This window comes from Brachyspira catarrhinii (assembly GCF_005518285.1).
GTDB classification, from domain to species: Bacteria; Spirochaetota; Brachyspiria; order Brachyspirales; family Brachyspiraceae; genus Brachyspira; species Brachyspira catarrhinii.
This window is the reverse complement of sequence record NZ_SJDU01000250.1, coordinates 1-3,488: the sequence shown is the minus strand read 5'-3', so window position 1 is coordinate 3,488 and position 3,488 is coordinate 1. Positions and strand designations below refer to the sequence as shown.

Sequence of the window (3,488 nt, the reverse complement as noted above, 5' to 3'; positions counted from 1 at the left end):
TATAATAGATTTGGGGCTTGACGGCGGAATCAACGGAGGCGAGAGAAAAAGGCGACTTAAAAGAAAACGCTGAATATCATGCGGCAAGAGAAAGGCAAGGGCTTCTTCAAGCGCAAATATCGAAATTGGAAAGCGATTTGGCGGGCTGCGAAATAATCGACCCTTCCAAATTGGATAAAGACACGGTGACTTTTGGAAAACGAGTAAAAGTAAAAGACAAAAATACGGGAGCGGTTTCAGAGTATAAAATAGTCGGCGAACTCGAAGCGGATATTTCAAAAAATCAAATAACCATAATAACTCCAATCTCAAAAGGACTGCTTACAAAAAAAGTCGGCGATACCGTTACAATAAAAGTTCCCGCTGGAGATAAAGTTTTGGAGATACTTGAAATAGGGCTTTAAATATTAACCGCATAAGAAACTACCCCATTAACAATCTCCTATAGCACTTTATTTTTATTACGCTCTACAAAATGATAATTCCGATTATATCAAACATTTATTTGAATAAAAAATTTAATCTTCATTTGTTATCTTAAGTCATTAAACAATTTAGAAAAAATATATATTGTCGATACTATATTATAACCCAACGATTAAAACTATTAAGGCTATTTATGAAAGATATAAATAAAGTTTCTTTGCATTTCGAAGACTATATAATAGAATTGACTGAAATAGCGAGAGTTATGAATAATGAAATTTATTTATAAAACTTTATGCAAATATAATTCTTTAACATTTTTATCATAAGACGAATTATTATAAAATTTCAAATCATAATTGCTTATCAATAATTCTTTTCCAATATCCGCATTTTTTTGTTTATAGTTATTCATTCCATATTGCAAATTCCATTCGAGAGTATAAAAATCTTTATAAAGTTCTTTTATATATTCGCAATTATCATAAGTAAGCAAAAACTTAGATTTGGTTTTATATAAATAATCTCTCAAATTTTCATGATTAAAATTTGAATGCAAAATTCCTTTTTTCCCATATAATTTAGATTTTACCGAACTATAATAAGGCGGGTCTAAAAAAATAAAAATGTCTTTTTGATTTTCAAAATTGTTATCTATCGAATTAAAAAAATTATCGCATGAAAAATTAAAATTCTTAATTATTTTATGAGTATTTTTTAATCTATCGATAGAACTTATTGTAAATCTCGATTCGTAAGCTTTTTGAGAAAATCCGCCGCTATCGACAATGCCCGAAAAAGTAATTCTATTAAGAATAAAAAAATCAATTCCTCTCTCAAGCATAGAAAGATTAAAATCTCTTCTATATAGAATAAAGTTATATAATTCTTTGCCGTTTTTAAATTTACTTTTTAATTCAACGATTCCATCTATCAATTTATCGGGTTGCATTTTTAAACTTTGCCAAAAACAATATAATTCGTAATTTAAATCGTTCGCGTATATTTTTATATTTTTCATTATTTGGAAAATATAAATTCCTACAGAACCGCCTCCAAAAAATGGCTCTTTATATATATTAAAATCTTTGGGAAAATATTGATATAAAAATTTTACCGCTCTACTTTTACCGCCTGGATAACGCAAAGGCGATTTTATTAAACTCATATTTGCGCCTTTTGAAACCATATATTAAATTTATTTTCTTCGCATTCGGAATTTAATTTATATATAATTTCTATTTGTTTTTTATTTAATTGATTTGATTTTATAAAATATTCTAAATTATTATTCGGCAACTCCATATTGCTTTTTAATTTATTTGAAGTTAAACGCAAAACTATTTTAAAATTTCTTTTATTTTTAGAATCCCTAATTTCGCATAGATTATTATAAATCATAAGCTTCAATAATCCGTCTTTAATATCGTCATTCGATGGCAAAATAGAATCATTGCTATGCTTACTTTCAATTAAATACAAATAATTATCTTTATCTAAAACATCGTCAATAGTAAAATAATAATATCCGCCTAAATAATTTTCTATTTCTATTTTTGCTTTTTCTCCTATTCCGACAGATTCTTTATTGTGTAATGTTAAAACTTCTCTATTTTGAGCGTTTTTTGCCTTATATCTTGAATATTGCATAAAAGCTTCTCTATCTTTAGTGATATTGATTTTAAATTTATCTATATTTTTTAAATCATGAAGTTTTATTTTAAGTTTTTGCGAAATCTCTTTATAAGAAGTTTTTGCTTTATTTATAATATTTAATAAATTTTCGCTATTTAATTGATTAAGATTCCAATGCAACGCGGATTGGTGATAAGCGCTTAATATTTCAAGTTGATTATATATGAAGCTTGATTTTAATTTTTGATTCGTTATTTTATTCGGTTTATTTGCATTTCTAATATTTTTTTCGGCATCTTCGTAGAAACCCAATATAACATATACATTAAGCAAACTCATTAAAGAAATCGTATCCCATTGCAAATAATCCATATCTCCGTCAATTCCTTCGTCTTTGATTATTGGAATTATAGTCGCAACTTTACCGCCGAAAGAATCAAAACTATCATATACTCTTGCATAAGGATACGAGCGAGTTCTTTTAGGACTTACCCATTTGCTTATTGACATAATTTTATTATTGATTTGAATATTGCATTTACTTGGCAAATCGTTTATATCGATACTTTTAGAATTTAAATCAAAAGTTTTTAATTCTTCTCTCCAAAATTTTTTATACGAAAAGTTTTTTATTTTTCCAAATAATATTTGCACAATATTTCCTCAAGTATTTTTAATTGAACATAGTAAAAATTATATAAAATTTATTGTATTATACAAGCCTAAAATTAAAAATATAATTTTTTGATTTGGCAACCGTAGACATAAGTATAGTGATGTTTAGAAATAAAAAAGTTATAAATTTACAAAAAGAAGCTAAAAAAATTTTGGAAGACGCTAAAAGTCAAGCGGAAAGGATTATATTTGAATGAATTTAGTTTTTATTAGGAAATAGAATTAAAAAATTAAATATTAACCGCGTAAGAAACTACACCATTAACAACCTCCTCTCTAACCTTGTTTTTCTTAATAAGAACGTCAAGTAGTTCCTTAACTCTTTTTTCTTCTTCGTTAAAACTTTTCGCTATTAAATAAGCGGTGTCGGGCTGACGAATTAAAAAATTTACAATATCTTCTTCGGTAATTTTTTTCGTATTTCCTTTATGATTATCCGAAACACTCGGAATATCGATTTCAATATCGCATTTTGCATTAAAATATTTTTTTATTTTTTTTAGTTCTTCGTCCGTTAACGCTTTAGCTTTTTCGTTTGCCACTCTTCGTGTCGCCGTTATAAGTTGAATTCTGTCTGGTTTAATTTTTTTTACGATTTTTATTATATCGTCAAGTTCGTCTTCGTTGTCGTTTATGTCTTTAAGCAAAAATATTTCAAGCCAATATTCGCCTTTAAATACTTTTTTGAATTCTATTAAACCTTCCACCATTTTATCAAAATCGATTTCTTTATTCGGATTATCTATAAGTTT

5 protein-coding genes are annotated in these 3,488 nt (G+C 26.7%); 2 read left to right on the top strand and 3 right to left on the bottom strand.

The window, feature by feature from the left end; all coding sequences use genetic code 11:
- The first annotated feature begins 17 nt into the window (after window positions 1-17).
- On the top strand, window positions 18-404 hold the full coding sequence (locus EZH24_RS08885) for a GreA/GreB family elongation factor (protein WP_236847139.1): 387 nt from the start codon (window positions 18-20) through the stop codon (window positions 402-404).
- Window positions 405-709: 305 nt separating this feature from the next.
- On the opposite strand, the gene EZH24_RS08880 is transcribed toward EZH24_RS08885, so the two are convergent.
- Window positions 710-1,594, bottom strand: coding sequence for a DNA adenine methylase (locus tag EZH24_RS08880; RefSeq protein WP_137998804.1), 885 nt, complete (start codon window positions 1,592-1,594; stop codon window positions 710-712).
- Window positions 1,591-2,715 carry a hypothetical protein gene (locus EZH24_RS08875; RefSeq protein WP_137998803.1) on the bottom strand — a complete coding sequence of 375 codons (1,125 nt, stop codon included), beginning with the start codon at window positions 2,713-2,715 and terminating at the stop codon, window positions 1,591-1,593. Before EZH24_RS08875 ends, EZH24_RS08880 begins: the two co-directional genes overlap by 4 nt.
- Window positions 2,716-2,810: 95 nt before the next feature.
- Between EZH24_RS08875 and EZH24_RS15335 the strand changes: the two genes are divergently transcribed.
- Window positions 2,811-2,933 carry a hypothetical protein gene (locus EZH24_RS15335; RefSeq protein ID WP_272897889.1) on the top strand — a complete coding sequence of 41 codons (123 nt, stop codon included), beginning with the start codon at window positions 2,811-2,813 and terminating at the stop codon, window positions 2,931-2,933.
- A 33-nt stretch (window positions 2,934-2,966) separates the two neighbouring features.
- On the opposite strand, the gene EZH24_RS08870 is transcribed toward EZH24_RS15335, so the two are convergent.
- A partial coding sequence (locus EZH24_RS08870) for a radical SAM protein (RefSeq protein WP_473807455.1) occupies window positions 2,967-3,488 on the bottom strand: 522 nt, incomplete at its 5' end.

Coding starts and splice junctions, on each gene's coding strand:
- EZH24_RS08880 (WP_137998804.1), bottom strand. CDS start 1,594: ATGAGTTTAATAAAATCGCCTTTGCGTTATCCAGGCGGTAAAAGTAGA.